Consider the following 13,577-nt stretch of genomic DNA (forward strand, 5'->3'; position numbering starts at 1 on the left):
CGCGCCAGCGGGGGAGGACGAGGGTGAGCACACGTTCCATTGCGGCATTGTCCGCTCTTTGTGCAAGTGTTGCGGCATTGGTGGTTGGGGCTGCCTGGGCTGATCCGGTTGATGAGGAGCTTGAGATCGACGGCGTGGAAATGATCACCCGCGCCCCCGCTCCGGAGGGGCACCCTTTCGATGAGGTGCTGTCGGGCTGGCTGTTCCGCGAGGCGGAGACACGCGAGACGGAAGCCGATTCCTTTGCCAATCCGGGCATGCTCACCGTCGAGCGCGGCGCCGATGTCTGGGACACGGTCGAGGGTGCGGCAGGCAAGTCCTGTTCCTCCTGCCACAATGAAGCGGCGGAGAGCATGAAGGGCGTGGGCGCGCGTTTCCCGAAATGGGATGCGGCCTCCGGCAAGCCCGTCAATCTGGAACTGCAGATCAACAAGTGCAGGGTCGAAAACATGGAGGCGGAGTCCTACAAGTTCGACCATCCCGACCAGATCGCGCTCGCCGCCTATATCAAGCACCAGTCGCTGGGCATGCCGGTGAAGATCGATCTGGCCGAAGGCCAGATGCAGAGCTGGTGGGACAAGGGCAAGGAGAACTACTACACCCGCATGGGGCAGCTCAATTTTGCCTGTGCATCGTGCCACGAGGCCTCGATGGGCAAATATATCCGTGCCGACCACCTCAGCCAGGGGCAGGCCAACGGCTTCCCGACCTACCGCTTCCGCGACGGCAAGGTGATCTCGCTGCATGACCGCCTGCGCGGCTGCATCAAGGACACGCGCGCCGAAATGCCGGATGCCTTCTCCGACGATCTGATGGCGCTGGAGGTCTACGTGACGTGGCGCGGAACCGGCCTGTCGGTCGAGACGCCTGCCGTCCGTCAGTAAGCACGACGTCAGCGATGACATGCAGCCCGGCCGGGCGTTCCGGCCGGCTGAAGCAATTCCGGCAGAAATACGCAGCGGTTTTGTATTCGGAGTTGCATTAAAACAAAGGGTTGGAGCATTTCGGCGCTTCGGAGAAGCGCGGAATTGCCCCAGAACACTTTCCGGGCCCCACGCCCTGAAGAGGCAAGCATGACCTATACCCGTCGGGATTTCTTTCAGTTCGCAGCCAATGCCGGCATGGCGCTGGGCGCTGCCGGCTATCTGTCGAATCCCACCCGCGCGCTGGCCCAGCAGAAGCTGACGCAGGATGACCTGCTGAGTTTCGATACCAAAGGGCAGGTGACGCTGCTGCATTTTACCGACGTTCATGCCCAGCTGATGCCGATCTATTTCCGCCCGCCGGATACCAATATCGGGGTGGGCGACTATGCGGGCATCCCGCCGCATCTGGTCGGAGAGGCTTTCCTGAAGGAGTTCGGCATTGATGCCGGCAGTCCGCTTGCCTATGCGCACACCTTCCTCGACTATGTCGATCTCGCCCGTGCTTACGGCCGGCTCGGTGGCCTCGACCGCACCGCCACGCTGGTCAAGGCGATCCGCGCCGAGCGTGGTGACGACAAGGTTCTGTTCCTCGATGGCGGCGACACCTGGCAGGGGTCTTACACCTCGCTGAAGACCAACGGTCAGGATATGGTTGACTGCATGAAGCTCCTGAAGCCGGATGCCATGACCGGCCACTGGGAGTTCACCTTCGGCGAAGACCGTTTTCTCGAAATCGTCGAGAGCATGGGCTACCCCTTCCTCGCCTCCAACATCTTCGATGCGGAGTGGGACGAACCGGCCTTCGACAACACCGCCATGTTCGAGCGCGGCGGCGTGCAGGTGGCGGTGATCGGTCAGGCGATGCCCTACACGCCGATCGCCAATCCGCGCTGGATGTTCCCCAAATGGTCGTTCGGCATCCGCCCGGATGTGCTTCAGGCCAATGTCGACGCCGCCCGCGAAGCCGGTGCCGAGATCGTCGTGCTGATCTCGCACAACGGCTTCGACGTCGATCGCAAGCTGTGCAGCGTGGTCAAGGGTATCGATGTCATCCTCACCGGCCATACCCATGATGCCGTGCCGGTCGCCCTTCAGGTGGAGGACACGCTCGTCATGTCGTCCGGTTCGCATGGCAAATATCTCGGCCGCATCGATCTGGAAGTGTCCGATGGCAAGGTGACCGGCTACAGCTCGAAGCTGATCCCGGTGTTCTCAGACGTGATTGCGCCTGACGCCGAAATGGCCGCCAAGATTGCAGAAGTGCGCGACCCCTACAAGGACGAGCTTGGCCGCGTCATCGGCAAGACCGATACGCTGCTCTATCGCCGGGGCAACTTCAACGGCACGTGGGACGATCTCATCTGCCGCGGCATCATGGAAGAGCGGGATACGCAGATTGCGTTGTCGCCGGGCTTCCGCTGGGGCACGACCCTGCTGCCGGGTCAGGACATCACCATCGACGATCTCTACACCGAAACCTCGATGAGCTATCCCGCCGTCTATCGCAACGAGATGACCGGCGCGCAGCTCAAGGAAGTGCTGGAGGATGTCTGCGACAACCTCTTCAACCCGGATCCCTTCCTGCAGCAGGGCGGCGACATGGTGCGCGTCGGTGGTATGACCTACAGCTGCACGGTGGGCGAGAAGATCGGCAACCGCATTTCCGACATGAAGCTTGCCGCCACCGGCGAGGCGATAGAGCCGGATGCGACCTATGTCGTCGGGGGCTGGGCCTCCGTCAACGAAGGCACCGAAGGTCCCGCCATCTACGACCTCATGGAAAGCTACATTTCCGGCAAGGGCACGGTGTCCGTTGCGGATGAGCGGACCGTAAAAGTCATCCAATAAGCGCAGTCCGCAAGCGAGCCGGCTTTACGCCGGCTTTCTTGCTGTTCTATACATAGAAAAATTCATATGTTAGAATTGATGAAAGAATTGTCTGGAGGACATCATGGCTGAACGGCAGCAGGTGCTGTCGCCATCGCGGCGCGGCTTCCTCACTGGCGGGCTGATGGGCGCTGCCGCTCTTGCGGGCACGGGTCTTGCCCGTGCTTCGGAAGGCGAGGAGGTCATCACTGAGATCCAGGACTGGAACCGCTATCCCGGCGATGGCGTCGACGCGCGCCCTTACGGCCAGCCCTCCCAGTTCGAGGCGCATGTGGTGCGCAAGAACGTGCCGTGGCTGACGTCCGATTCCATCTCGTCGATCAACTTCACGCCTTTGCATGAGCTGGATGGCATCATCACGCCGAACGGGCTGTGCTTCGAGCGTCACCATGCCGGCATTGCCGAGATCGAGCCCGGATCGCACCGGCTGATGATCAACGGTCTGGTGGATCGGCAGCTGGTTTTCACCATGGCGGATCTGAAGCGCTTCCCGCGTGAAAACCGGATCTTCTTCCTCGAATGCGCAGCCAATTCCGGCATGGAATGGCGCGGCGCACAGCTCAACGGCTGCCAGTTCACCCATGGCATGATCCATTGCGTCGCCTATACCGGCGTTCGCCTCAAATATCTGCTTGAGGAAGCCGGCGTGAAGACGGCAGGCAAGTGGCTTCTGGCCGAAGGCGCCGACGCGTCGGCCATGACCCGGTCGATCCCGATGGAAAAGGCGCTGGACGACTGCATGGTCGCCTTCGCCATGAATGGCGAGGCGCTGCGTCCCGAGCAGGGCTATCCGATACGTCTCGTGGTGCCCGGCTGGGAAGGCAATATGTGGATCAAGTGGCTGCGCCGCCTCGAAGTGGGCGATGAGCCATGGGAGCAGCGCGAGGAAACCTCGAAATACACGGACCTGCTCGCCAACGGCAAGGCGCGTCGTCACACATGGGTGATGGACGTGAAGTCGGTGATCACCAATCCAAGCCCGCAGGCCCCGATCACGCACGGCAAGGGCGCCATGGTGCTTTCCGGGCTGGCCTGGTCGGGCAATGGCGCGATCAGCCGGGTGGATGTCTCCATCGATGGCGGCCGCAACTGGCACGCGGCGCGCATCGACGGGCCGAGCCTGCCCATGGCATTGCATCGCTTCTACTATGAGTTCGACTGGGACGGTTCGGAACTGTTCCTGCAGTCGCGCGCCATCGATGACAGGGGCTTCATCCAGCCCACCAAGGAGCAGCTGCGCTCGGTGCGCGGCCCGAATTCCATCTATCACAACAATGGCATCCAGACCTGGCATGTCGACGGCGAGGGAGTGGTCGAGAATGTCGAGATTTCCTGAGCTTGTCCTGGCCGCCGCGCTGTTGGTGGCTCCCGCATCGGCTTCCCTTGCCGCGCAGGACGCGCCGGCAGCCGGAAAATTCGGCATTGGCCGCGAGGCCACGCCGGAAGAAGTAGCTGCATGGGATATCGACGTGCGCCCCGATGGTCTGGGCCTTCCGGAAGGACGCGGCACCGCAGCCGAAGGCATGGCGATCTATGACGAGAACTGCGCTTCCTGTCATGGCGATTTCGGTGAGGCGGTGGATCGCTGGCCGGTTCTGGCCGGCGGGCAGGGCACGCTGGAGAACGAACGGCCCGAAAAGACCATCGGCTCTTACTGGCCCCATCTGTCGACCGTCTATGATTACGTGCGTCGCGCCATGCCGTTCGGCAATGCGCGGTCTCTTTCCGATGACGATGTCTACGCGCTGACGGCTTACCTCCTCTATCTCAATGATATCGTCGATGATGAGGATTTCGAGCTGTCGAAGGAAAACTTCACATCGATCAAATTGCCCAATGCGGATAATTTCATCGAAGACGATCGCGAGAGCGAGCCGCACTATGCCGACAAGTCGGATCCCTGCATGCGTGATTGCAAGCCGGACAAGGCGGAGGTCAAAATGCATGCGGCGGTGCTGGATGTAACGCCGGAAAATGCCGATGATAACGCCCCGCAAGGTGGCATCGACTGAGCGGCTGATGCCGCAGGAATGCGGCTGAAAAAGGCAGGAATTCCGGCTCGGAGAGAAGGGCCGCCATTTCGGTTCTCCAGTCTTCGTGCTGCCAGGATGGATAGCTTGCTTCGACGGCGCTGCCGGCTTTTGCCGGTGGCGCCGTTTCTTTTTGGCGAGCGAAATCTGCTCTTGTCTTAATGTGTGCTGGCATCATTTGGCACCAGTGCGGCAAGGCAGTCGCTCTGACATCGCACGAGAACACAGCTCTTGCTTCCGCGCTGACAGCGGTGAAGGAAGGCATTGGGCTCCTCGTCTTCCCGTCAGTTGCCCATTCCGTCCGGAAGATTTTCGATATCCGTCCTACAATATGAAATGTAGAAAATCTGCCTTCGCCGCGTTTGCGCGCCACGGCGTCCTCGATCGGGTGTATTTCGTGGAAAATTCGGCCGGGATGACATTTATGGCCGAATCCTGCGAATAACCCACTTGACTTAACGTTAAACTTAACTCACCTAGATTGCCGGGATAAGAAGCGGACGCGCTGTAAGCAGGTGCTAAAAGCCGCCTGCATCGCATATCGGCGAAAGGGGAGTTATGTCGGCAGACCTTGCGAGCACCGTTGATCGTCGGCGCCGGTACAGTGCTGGTGGAACGATGTCGCTGAACCGAGTGATCACGCCCTCGCAACTGTTCGGCCATGGCAACCCGGAAGTCGGTGAGGCGGTGATCGCCATCATCCGCCCGGGCGTCTCGCCTGTCGTCATGTGCTGATCGAAATGGCGTGTTCCATTTCCAGGCGGTCACAAGGCAGGTCTCGATCTCGCTCGATTACACCGACGCCAAAATCGGGGTCGCGGAACAGCTCGTCAACTCCCTCGCGTGAAGGAGGGCGGTTCCCGGCGCCAGAGCGTGCCGCGCCGGATGGCGGACGAGACGTTGAATGAAAGATTTCCCGTCAGGCTCTCCGGAGCGGGGTGGGGGAGTGCAGTGTGAAGTAATGGCGTGGGTCGGGTATGGAGGGCCCGCGCCGGCAAGTGTCAGTCCTTCCTACAAAAACGACAATGGAGACTTGAGATGAACAATGGGATGACGCGCCGCGGGTTCATGCGTGCGGGCGCAACTTTCGGTCTGGCTGCGGCTTCTGCCGGTGCGGGCCTCGCCGCCGGCACCAGCCTCGCCTTCGCGCAGGACGCCGATCTGCTGGCAGATATCAAAAAGCGCGGTTTCATCCGCGTCGGCACATTCAGCATTCCGCCGGAAACCTGGATCGACATCAGCACCGGCGAATGGAAAGGCATCGCGGCCGACTTCACCAAGGCTGTGGCGGAAGAGATCGGCGTTGAGGTCGATCCGGTCGTGCTGGTTCACTCGGCGCTGGCCCCGGCCCTCGATTCCGGCCGTATCGACGTCATTTCCGGCCTTTATCGCACCGCTGAGCGCGAAAAGGTGATGGCATATGCCTCCGCACCTTACTGGTACGGCATCGACGTGCTGCTCACCCGCTCGGAAGGCGGCGTGGCCACGGTTGAAGACCTCAAGGACAAGGTGATCGGCACCGTGCGCGGCTCCGCGCAGGAAATCGAGGCTGCCGAACTGCAGAAGCGCTACGGCATTTCCGACATACGCAAGTACGATGCAGCCGATCCGATGCTGATGGACCTCAAGGCCGGTCGCCTCGATGCCGCGGTCTGGTGGGGCTACACATTCGACTACGCTGCCCAGCAGAACCCGGATTACGACTTCAAGGTCGTCGAGTATCTGGCGCCGGAATATCTCAACAGCGAGACGCTGCCCGGCAACTACTACGTCTTCTCCAAGAACGGCACCGCCGGCCTGATCCAGGCCTTCGATGCCGCCACGGAGAAGCTCAAGGCTGCCGGCGTCGACAAGCAGATCATGGAAAAATACGGCCTCAGCAACCCGTCCTACCTGACCGGAAAGTTCTGAGGGTTCAGGCAGAAGTGCCCGCAATTCGGCATTCCGAATTGCTTTCATCAAAGAGCAGGCGCATTTCGCTCTTCCCTTAAAGGCGCAAATGCCCCGCATCTCATGAACAAGGCCCCCGGCGCGCAGGCGTCGGGGCTCCTGTCTCCCGGATTGGAAATCGATGAGCGATTATCTCCAGCTTGTGCAAACCTATTTTCCCTACGTGGCCAAGGGCGCGTCGATCACGATCCAGCTGACGATCGTGGCGCTGCTGGGCAGCGTGGCGCTGGGTCTTCTCACGACCTTCGCCAAGCTCGCCAATTTGCGTCTGCTGCGCATCGTTGCCAGCATTTACATCGAGCTGATCCGCGCCACGCCGGCGCTGCTGCAGCTCTTCATCATCTATTTCGGCCTGACCTCGTTCGGCCTGCGGCTGGATCCGTTCACCGCGGCGTCCATCACCCTGTCACTGGTCGGCGGCGCCTATGCGGCGGAAATCTTCCGCGCCGGCATCGAGGCGGTGGATACCGGGCAGTTCGAGGCCGCCCGCAGCCTTGGCATGTCCACCCCGCTGGCGATGCGCCGCATCATCCTGCCGCAGGCGGCGGTGATCGTTCTGCCGCCCTTCACCAACTTTGTCATTTCCATGATCAAGGACACGTCGCTGGCGCTGACCATTTCGGTTCCGGAGATCATGTACCGGTCCTACGATGCGTCCAGCCAGTCGTACCGCAGCATGGCCATCTATTCGATGGCGGCCGTTCTCTATCTGGCGATTTGCCTTCCCCTGTCCGGGTTTGCGAAGGCTCTTGAAAAGCGCAGGGCTTCCCGATGAGCAAGACCATACTCGAACTGCAGGGGCTTGAGATGGCCTTCGGCCAGCTCAGCGTTCTGCGCGGCGTGGACCTGAAGGTCGAAGAGGGCGAGAGCATTGCCATCATCGGGCCGAGCGGCTCGGGCAAGAGCACGCTGCTGCGCTGCCTGAACCGGCTGGAAACCCCGACCGGCGGCAATGTGCTCTTCGAGGGAAACCGCATCGATGCGCGCACCGACATCAACCAGCTGCGCACGCGCATGGGCATGGTGTTCCAGCAGTTCAACCTGTTTCCGCACATGACGGCTCTTGCCAATGTGATGGAAGCGCCGGTTCATGTGCGCGGGATAAAGCGTGATCAGGCCGAGGCTGAAGCGCGCCGCCTTCTGGAAAAGGTGGGCATGCTGGAGAAGGCGAATTCCTTCCCGAGGCAGCTTTCCGGCGGGCAGAAGCAGCGTGTGGCCATTGCGCGCTGCCTTGCCATGCAACCGCGGCTTCTGCTGCTCGACGAGATCACCTCCGCGCTCGATCCCGAGCTGGTCGGCGAGGTTCTCGATGTGGTGCGCGATCTGGCGCGTCAGGGCATGACCATGCTACTCGTTACCCATGAAATGCGCTTTGCCCGCGAATTTGCGGACAGGGTCGTGTTCATGGATGGCGGGGTCGTGGTCGAGGTCGGACCACCGGAGGAGGTTTTCACCCGGCCGAAGAGCGAGCGGCTCAGGAAGTTCCTGACAGCCGTTCTGGAACAGACCACCTGACCGGCGACGCTCCGGCGTCGCGGGTTGACAAGAAGCCCGGAACGGGCGCTGTGGAGAGGATATTTCATGAAATTGTTGCGCTATGGAGAGCCGGGCGCTGAAAAGCCCGGTCTGCTCGATGCTGAAGGCGGGATCCGCGACCTGTCGGCACATGTGACCGATATCGGGGGCGCTGCGCTCGACCCCGCCGCGCTGGCGGAACTGGCGAAACTCGACCCGCAGACCCTGCCTGCGGTCTCAGGCTCGCCGCGCATCGGGCCTTGCGTCGCCAATGTCGGCAAGTTCATCTGCATCGGCCTCAACTATGCCGACCACGCCGCAGAATCGGGCCTCGCCGTGCCGTCCGAGCCGGTGGTGTTCATGAAAGCCTCGTCCGCCATTGTCGGTCCCGATGACGATGTGCTGATCCCGCGCGGTTCCGAAAAGACCGACTGGGAAGTCGAGCTTGGCATCGTCATCGGCCGCAAGGCGAAATACGTCTCCGAAGCCGAGGCGATGGATTATGTGGCTGGCTACTGCGTTGCGCACGACGTGTCCGAGCGCGCTTTCCAGAACGAGCGTCAGGGTCAGTGGACCAAGGGCAAGAGCTGCGACACTTTCGGGCCGATCGGGCCGTGGATGGTGACGAAAGACGAGATCGCCGATCCGCAGCAGCTTGGCATGTGGCTGAAGGTGAACGGCGAGACGATGCAGAACGGCTCGACCAGAACCATGGTCTATCAGGTGGCCTATCTGGTTTCGTATCTGAGCCAGTTCATGAGCCTGATGCCGGGCGACATCATTTCCACAGGCACGCCACCGGGCGTCGGCATGGGCATGAAGCCGCAGCGTTTTCTCAGGGCCGGCGATGTTATCGAACTCGGCATCGAAGGGCTGGGCACGCAGAAGCAGAATGTGAAGGCGGACGCCTAGTCCTGGCTCAGGACTTTCGTATCAGATGATCGGGCCGCCGGATGATGTATAGCGTCCGGCGGTTCATTGTTTCGGGCACTATTTCTGCCCGACGATAATGATGAACGGGCGCAGCGGCGGGAAAAGCCGAAACGCTCTATTGCAGACTGGATTGGTTTTCGGTCAAACCAGAGAAAACAGCCAGAGATGCATATGTCGGACAAGCCGGTAACGATCAAGGATGTGGCGCGCGAGGCGGGAGTCTCGGCGATGACCGTCTCCAATGTTCTGAACGGGCGCGGGCGCGTGGCCGAAACCACGGCGCAGAACGTGCGCGATGTCGTCGAGCGGCTTGGGTATCGGCCTTCGGTGGCGGCACGGCGGCTGCGGCTTTCCCAGCAATGGACGATCGGCATGCTGATCGTCGTGGAAGACCCGGATTTTCTTTCCGATCCCTTCATCACCGCGCAGGTGACGGGCCTGACCAACTATCTCACAGCGCATGCCTACAGCCTGATCCTGCGTGGGATCAAGCCTTCGGATTTCCGCACGTCTGGACTGTTTCAGGACATTGAAGCCGATGGCATGGTGGCCATTCTCTCGGGCGACGAGGTGCAGCGCAAATGGTTCGTGAGCGAACTGGCCACCTTGCGTGTACCGTTCGTGCTCCTGCAGGAGCACCAGCGCCCGGCCCATGACGACTGCACGATCATCCGGCAGGATGATTTCGATGGCGGTCGCCAGATTGCGCGGCATCTCATCGCCAACGGAACCCGCACCTGCTGGATGCTGATGCCGCAGACCGAATGGCCGGCAATGCGGGCGCGTATGGAAGGCGTTGCCTCCGTGTGGCGGGAGGCTGGCCTGCCGCCGCCCGAAGTGATCCGCTGCGCCGACGAGAGTTTTGACGTCAACTATGCCGAAACGCTCGCCGCCCTGCGCAGCCGCAAGGCGCCTGATGCCATTGTCGGCGGCAACGACCAGATGGCGGTGGGGGCGATGAAGGCCTGTATCGCCCACGGATTGCGGGTTCCGGAAGATATCCAGATCACCGGCTTCAATGCCTTCGATTTCTGGCGCTATGTCGATCCGGTGCTGACCACCGTGCGTTCCGCCGCCCATGCGCTGGGCGAGCGGGCCGCGGCGGAGCTGATCGCGCGGCTTCAGGCGGCAACGTTCAGCTCTCATGAGATCATCCTGCCGGTGAAGCTGGAACCGGGTGCTTCCACCCGATCCTGATCCGCGACCGATGATGTGGCTCAGATCGCGCCATCGGCCCTGATCTGCTTCACGGCACCTTCGACCGCCTCCAGCGTGGAGGCGACCACCGCGTCGTCATGGGCGATCGACATGAACCATGCGCCGCGTTCGAGCGCGCGCACGCCGCGATGCAGCAGGGCGGTGGTAAAGGCGACGTAAGCCTGCCGGTTCATGCGTGCCAGATCGCGATAGTCCCGTGCCGGCTGCTCAAGCCCGAAGGCGACATGGAAGACCTGCGGAAAGCCTTCGACCACGGCTTTGACGCCATGCCGTGCGAAAATCTCGCGCATGCCATCCATCAGCCTTGTGCCATTGACGGCGATCTCTTCGTAAAGCGAAGGCTTCAGCGACTGCAGGGTTGCAACGGTGGCCGCCATGGCGATGGGCTGTGCATTGTAGGTGCCGCCATGCACGACGCCGCCGCTCACGAACATGTCCAGAAGGTCGGCCCGGCCGGCGATGGCGGCGACGGGGAAGCCGTTGGCGATTGCCTTGCCGAAGGTTGAAAGATCGGGCGTGACGCCGAACAGTTCCTGTGCGCCGCCGGGGGCGAGGCGGAAACCGGTGATGACCTCATCGAAGATGAGGATCGTGCCGTGACGGGTGCAGGCTTCGCGAACGCCTTCCAGATAGCCGGGAAGGGGGTGAACGGCGCCCGCATTGCACATGGCGGCTTCCATGATGACGGCGGCGATATCTCCCTGCGCGAGGCGGGCTTCCAGAAGCTCCGGATCGTTCCATGGCAACACGACCAGCGTGTCGGCGGTATCGGCAAGTTGCCCCTTGCTGCCCGCGACAGCCTTCGGTGCTTCGCGCGGGCCGGCCGCGTCGGGTGCGGGTGCCGTCGACCACAGCACATTGTCGAACCAGCCGTGATAATGGCCCTCGAACTTGATGATGTTCCGGCGCCCCGTGGCGGCGCGTGCAAGGCGAAGGGCTGCCTGATCCACTTCGGAGCCGGAGCCGCCGAAGCGCATGCGCTCAGCCGAAGGAACCATCTGGCAGACAAGGCGCGCAGCCTCGGCTTCGACAGCGCTCTGCGCGCCGAACAGAATGCCGTCGTCGATCTGCCTTTTGACGGCCTGTGTGAGGGCTGCGGGGTTGTGGCCGAGGATCATCGGCCCCATGCCCAGATAGTAGTCGATCAGCCGGTTGCCATCGACGTCATACAGAAAGGGACCTTCGCCACGCTCGATCACCAGCGGCGTGGGGGAGATGTTCAGGCGGAAATTGCTGTTAACGCCGCCCGCCATCCATTGGCAGTTGTGCCGGATGGCCTCCGCCGATCTGGTAAAGGACAGAAGGTCCGATGTGATGGCGTTGCTTGAGGCAGTCATGTCTTGCTCCCGATAAGACAGATGAGGCGGTGCGCTCACAGAGGCTGCAGTCTGTGGCCGCCACGGACTGGCCGCGACGGTGCAGGCATGTCTGAGTGCCCCGTTCCCTATAAGATCGTTAGTCGCATAATGTAGGACGACTTCCGATGTTCATGTGGCGATCTAATACGGAATTTTAGCCTTTATCAAGCTGATTATCACGATAAACCATCATGATTTATCGTTATCGAGGTCAATTCTGAGAAAAACATCCTACATTATAAGATTTCAGGAACTTGGGCCTTTTCCGCGTCTCTGTCAGGACTGGCCAGCGAGATCCCGGGTGATGCCGGCGAGGCTGGTAATGAGGATATTGGAAAGGCGCGAGACGGCCGGGCCATCGAACCGTGAGGCAGGGCCGGCGATGCTGACGGAGGCGACGACATTGCCGCCCGGACCGAAAATCGGGGCTGCTAAGCACGCACTGCCGGGTTCGTTTTCCTCGAACTCCTGCGTCCATCCTCTGGTGCGACAGTCCTGCAATACGCTTTCGAGTTCTTCCGGATCGGTAATGGTGTTGGGCGTCAGTTTTTGCAGCGGCGCGACCTCATAGATGAAGCGCCGGAAATCCTCGGGCTGGTAAGCCAGCAGCGCGCGCCCGCAGGCGGTGGAATGATAGGAAGCCCTCGTGCCGGAATAGGAGGAAACGCGCAGATTGTAGCTGCCTTCGAGGCTCTCCGCGATGAACACGTCGGCGGGGCCCGGAATGGCAAGGTTGATCGTCTCGCGCGTCTGCGCGCACAGGGCGGTCAGATGCGGACGTGCAATCGTGGCGATGTCCAGCCGGCGGGCCACTGCGTTTCCGTAGACGAGGTGCTGAAGTCCGAGCCGGTAGGAGCCCGTTCCCGTGTCGTGCTCGGCGAGCCCCGTCTCGACCAGCGCCTTGATCAGGTTGAACGCCGTCGTTTTCAAGAGCCCGGTGCGTTGGGCCAGATCCCGCAGCGAAACCCATTCGCCGCCAGCCATGGCATCCAGCAGGGCTTTGGCGCGGGCGATGGACTGGATCCGCACTTCGGAGGCGGGAGCGTGTTGCGGCACTGTACCAGTCATGGCTGACATCTCCGGTTTCGGCATCTGTGATGCCATGTCGCTCATGATGGCGGAAGCAGCAAGGTTCTGGGCCGATGTTTTCGCTGCGACGTCCGATTTTGAAGGGCGCGCGCCCATGCTACGGTGGGCAGGTTGAGAGCTTCTACAAAGGAGAGGGAAAACATGCGCAGACTGTTTATCGCAGCAGGCATTTCACTTCTGGCTGGCGTGGCGATGCCTCTGCCGGCCAGTGCGCAGACAGCCGATGAGATGAATGCCAGCCTCGATTCCCTGTTCGGCGAGCACGACCGCTACCACAGCTTTTTCACAGCGCTGAAGAAAGCGGTCGCGGAGGGTGACAAGAAGTCATTCGCGGAAATGGTGGATTATCCGTTTCAGGCCCGGATAAAGGGCAAGTCGGTGAAAATCCGCGATGCCGCCCATTTCGTTGCCGATTACGATCAGGTCGTCACCGCAAAGGTGAAGCATGCCCTTGAGGCGCAGGCCTATGAGAGCCTGTTCGCGAACTGGCAGGGGGTGATGGTTGGCGACGGCGAAATCTGGTTTTCGGCGGTCGGGGAGCCGGGCGAAATCCGGATAACGGCAATCAACGACTGACCCGCCCGGCACTAGACAACTGCGCCGGCAGCTTCGAAAAGCGAATGGCCGCCCCGGCTTGCCGGGCGGCCACTGCTTGCGGCTGGAGCGTTTCC

General features: G+C 61.5%; 12 protein-coding genes. 10 read left to right on the plus strand and 2 right to left on the minus strand.

Annotation, left to right across the window (positions count from 1 at the left end):
- The first annotated feature begins 23 nt into the window (after positions 1–23).
- The 9 genes from soxA to HNR59_RS05975 all read left to right on the plus strand — a co-directional run bounded on the left by soxA (position 24) and on the right by HNR59_RS05975 (position 10,438).
- Positions 24–884, plus strand: coding sequence for a sulfur oxidation c-type cytochrome SoxA (gene soxA, locus HNR59_RS05935; RefSeq protein WP_343060685.1), 861 nt, complete (start codon positions 24–26; stop codon positions 882–884).
- A 189-nt stretch (positions 885–1,073) separates the two neighbouring features.
- Positions 1,074–2,774: a thiosulfohydrolase SoxB gene (gene soxB / locus HNR59_RS05940; protein ID WP_183827260.1), complete on the plus strand. Its 1,701-nt coding sequence runs from the start codon at positions 1,074–1,076 to the stop codon at positions 2,772–2,774.
- A gap of 103 nt (positions 2,775–2,877) precedes the next feature.
- The gene (gene soxC, locus HNR59_RS05945; protein WP_183827263.1) at positions 2,878–4,149 is read left to right on the plus strand and encodes a sulfite dehydrogenase; all 1,272 of its coding nucleotides are present in this window, start codon (positions 2,878–2,880) and stop codon (positions 4,147–4,149) included.
- Complete coding sequence (locus HNR59_RS05950; protein WP_246374515.1) at positions 4,133–4,825, plus strand: c-type cytochrome; 693 nt, start codon at positions 4,133–4,135, stop codon at positions 4,823–4,825. The genes soxC and HNR59_RS05950 overlap by 17 nt, the downstream gene beginning before the upstream one ends.
- 1,056 nt (positions 4,826–5,881) lie before the next feature.
- Complete coding sequence (locus HNR59_RS05955) at positions 5,882–6,754, plus strand: substrate-binding periplasmic protein (protein ID WP_183827269.1); 873 nt, start codon at positions 5,882–5,884, stop codon at positions 6,752–6,754.
- A gap of 160 nt (positions 6,755–6,914) precedes the next feature.
- Entirely contained in the window at positions 6,915–7,568 is a 654-nt protein-coding gene (locus HNR59_RS05960) for an amino acid ABC transporter permease (RefSeq protein ID WP_183827272.1), read from the plus strand.
- Complete coding sequence (locus HNR59_RS05965) at positions 7,565–8,308, plus strand: amino acid ABC transporter ATP-binding protein (RefSeq protein ID WP_210307212.1); 744 nt, start codon at positions 7,565–7,567, stop codon at positions 8,306–8,308. Before HNR59_RS05960 ends, HNR59_RS05965 begins: the two co-directional genes overlap by 4 nt.
- 66 nt (positions 8,309–8,374) lie before the next feature.
- Positions 8,375–9,220 carry a fumarylacetoacetate hydrolase family protein gene (locus HNR59_RS05970; RefSeq protein ID WP_183827275.1) on the plus strand — a complete coding sequence of 282 codons (846 nt, stop codon included), beginning with the start codon at positions 8,375–8,377 and terminating at the stop codon, positions 9,218–9,220.
- Positions 9,221–9,412: 192 nt separating this feature from the next.
- Positions 9,413–10,438, plus strand: coding sequence for a LacI family DNA-binding transcriptional regulator (locus HNR59_RS05975; protein ID WP_183827278.1), 1,026 nt, complete (start codon positions 9,413–9,415; stop codon positions 10,436–10,438).
- Between the two features lie 20 nt (positions 10,439–10,458).
- Here HNR59_RS05975 and HNR59_RS05980 read toward each other — a convergent pair whose 3' ends face one another.
- On the minus strand, positions 10,459–11,796 hold the full coding sequence (locus HNR59_RS05980) for an aspartate aminotransferase family protein (RefSeq protein ID WP_183827280.1): 1,338 nt from the start codon (positions 11,794–11,796) through the stop codon (positions 10,459–10,461).
- A 297-nt stretch (positions 11,797–12,093) separates the two neighbouring features.
- Complete coding sequence (locus tag HNR59_RS05985; RefSeq protein WP_183827283.1) at positions 12,094–12,885, minus strand: IclR family transcriptional regulator; 792 nt, start codon at positions 12,883–12,885, stop codon at positions 12,094–12,096.
- Positions 12,886–13,047: 162 nt separating this feature from the next.
- Here HNR59_RS05985 and HNR59_RS05990 point away from each other — a divergent pair, with 162 nt between their 5' ends.
- Entirely contained in the window at positions 13,048–13,482 is a 435-nt protein-coding gene (locus HNR59_RS05990; protein WP_183827287.1) for a hypothetical protein, read from the plus strand.
- The last annotated feature ends 95 nt before the right edge of the window (positions 13,483–13,577 follow it).

Origin of the sequence: Aquamicrobium lusatiense (assembly GCF_014201615.1) — a bacterium.
Classification (GTDB): domain Bacteria; phylum Pseudomonadota; class Alphaproteobacteria; order Rhizobiales; family Rhizobiaceae; genus Mesorhizobium; species Mesorhizobium lusatiense.

Bases quoted from the DNA above. Each gene is read 5' to 3' on its own strand.
- soxB (WP_183827260.1), top strand. From the start codon at position 1,074: ATGACCTATACCCGTCGGGATTTCTTTCAGTTCGCAGCCAATGCCGGC.
- soxC (WP_183827263.1), top strand. From the start codon at position 2,878: ATGGCTGAACGGCAGCAGGTGCTGTCGCCATCGCGGCGCGGCTTCCTC.
- HNR59_RS05950 (WP_246374515.1), top strand. From the start codon at position 4,133: ATGTCGAGATTTCCTGAGCTTGTCCTGGCCGCCGCGCTGTTGGTGGCT.
- HNR59_RS05955 (WP_183827269.1), top strand. From the start codon at position 5,882: ATGAACAATGGGATGACGCGCCGCGGGTTCATGCGTGCGGGCGCAACT.
- HNR59_RS05960 (WP_183827272.1), top strand. From the start codon at position 6,915: ATGAGCGATTATCTCCAGCTTGTGCAAACCTATTTTCCCTACGTGGCC.
- HNR59_RS05965 (WP_210307212.1), top strand. From the start codon at position 7,565: ATGAGCAAGACCATACTCGAACTGCAGGGGCTTGAGATGGCCTTCGGC.
- HNR59_RS05970 (WP_183827275.1), top strand. From the start codon at position 8,375: ATGAAATTGTTGCGCTATGGAGAGCCGGGCGCTGAAAAGCCCGGTCTG.
- HNR59_RS05975 (WP_183827278.1), top strand. From the start codon at position 9,413: ATGTCGGACAAGCCGGTAACGATCAAGGATGTGGCGCGCGAGGCGGGA.
- HNR59_RS05980 (WP_183827280.1), bottom strand. From the start codon at position 11,796: ATGACTGCCTCAAGCAACGCCATCACATCGGACCTTCTGTCCTTTACC.
- HNR59_RS05985 (WP_183827283.1), bottom strand. From the start codon at position 12,885: ATGACTGGTACAGTGCCGCAACACGCTCCCGCCTCCGAAGTGCGGATC.
- HNR59_RS05990 (WP_183827287.1), top strand. From the start codon at position 13,048: ATGCGCAGACTGTTTATCGCAGCAGGCATTTCACTTCTGGCTGGCGTG.